Raw genomic sequence first — 1,544 nt, 5'->3', positions numbered from 1 at the left:
GGTCCCGCCCAACCGCCGTTGCCGTGACCGGAGTCGCTCAACCGGTGCTGACCACCACCGTCTTGGCCGCCTTGTCGTGCAGGCCCTGCTTGTACGGCTTGTCGAAGAAGCTCCAGCCGCCCGCGATCGCCGTCCAGATGCAGGCGCAGCAGAACGCGAACGGGATCCACAGCACGAGCGCCCGGACGAACGAGGTCTGCACGGAGGGCGTGGCGCCGTCGTCGAGGTTGGCCAGCCGGAGCCGCAGCCACTTCTTGCCGAGCGTCTGCCCGGTGCGGGACATCAGGATCGTGTCGTACGCGACGTAGAGCACGGCGGCGATGACCGACTGGCCGACCGAGTTGCCGTAGTCCATGTTGTCACTGCTGAAGTTGTAGTCGTTGACGCGGAAACCCCAGGTGAGCAGCCAGACGACGATCCCGACGAGGATCATGTCGATGAGCCGCGCGAGCGTGCGCCGGCCGCTGTCGGCGAGCGGGGGCATACCCGCGAGGGGGTCGCCCGAGCCGCCGTACGGATCACCGCCGCCTCCGTAGGGGGGACCACCGCCTCCGTACGGGGAGCCGCCGCCCGGGGGGCTCGCACTGCCGTACGGATCGCCCGCGCCGTACGACGGAGGCGGTGGCTGCTTCCTGAACGGGTCGTCGTCCGGCGGCTGACCGGAGCCGGGAGGCGGTTCGCTGCTCATGGCCCGAGTGGACCGCGAACCACCCGGATCCGCATCCGGCACGGGGCCGTACGGGGGACCGGATCAGGTGACGCGTACGCCGTACCCGTCCGCCCCGCGTCGAACGTACGACCGCCGGACACCCTCCCCCGCCGAACAGCCGTGTGTGCTCGGCGGTGTTCGCTCAGCCCGCGACGAAGGTGTGGGCCGCCTTGTCGTGCCAGCACTGGCGCCACGGGCGGTCGAACAGGCACCACAGGACACCCAGGAGGCCGATGCCGAGCAGCCCCGGGACGGCGTAGACGAGCCAGCGGCGCAATGCCCCGCCGAACGACGGGGGTTCGTGGCCCTCGATGTCCCGGACCTCCAGACCGACCAGCTTCTTGCCGAGGGTGCTGCCCCACTTGGCCGTGGGCCACGCCTCGGACAGGATCCCGGCCAGCAGCAGCACGGCCAGCACCAGGCCCAGGTACAGCCCGGTCGTGCCGTCGAGCAGCCAGACGGTCACGGTCTCGCCGGTGAGTTTGGCCGCGTCGATCTTCTCCTGGATGTGGTCGGCGGCCATGGAGCCCAGCGGTACGGCGGCCACGGCGGTGACCGCGCCGAGCACGAGGGTGTCCACCAGCCGCGCGAACAGCCGCTTGCCGAGGCCCGCCGGACGCGCCGCCGCCTGCCGGCGGGCGGCGGCCTGGAACACGTCCTCGACGGGCGGCTTCCAGGGCGCGAGGCGCTGCTCTCCGCCCTCCTCGGGCCCGGGTCCACCCAGCCGGTGCACCTGCTGGGCCCAGGAGGGCTGGCCGCCGCCGACGGCCACGCCGGGGGCCATCGCCGCACCGGGAGCGCTCTGCTGGGGGACGACCGGGGGCGGGGGCAGCGG

At 72.7% G+C, this 1,544-nt stretch carries 2 protein-coding genes; both read right to left on the bottom strand.

Annotation, left to right across the window (positions count from 1 at the left end; translation table 11 throughout):
• Positions 1 to 37: 37 nt before the first annotated feature.
• Positions 38 to 688, bottom strand: a complete 651-nt coding sequence (locus AOK08_RS41745; RefSeq protein WP_055535788.1) for an RDD family protein — start codon at positions 686 to 688, stop codon at positions 38 to 40.
• Positions 689 to 851: 163 nt separating this feature from the next.
• Positions 852 to 1,544 (bottom strand): RDD family protein (locus tag AOK08_RS41740; RefSeq protein ID WP_241827328.1); only part of this gene is annotated, 693 nt, incomplete at its 5' end.

The sequence above is a fragment of the Streptomyces graminilatus genome (genome assembly GCF_001418565.1).
GTDB lineage: Bacteria > Actinomycetota > Actinomycetes > Streptomycetales > Streptomycetaceae > Streptomyces > Streptomyces graminilatus.
This window is presented reverse-complemented; position numbering and strand designations above follow the sequence as displayed.

Excerpts from the sequence above, each read along its gene's own strand:
- AOK08_RS41745 (WP_055535788.1), bottom strand. The coding sequence starts at position 688 with ATGAGCAGCGAACCGCCTCCCGGCTCCGGTCAGCCGCCGGACGACGAC.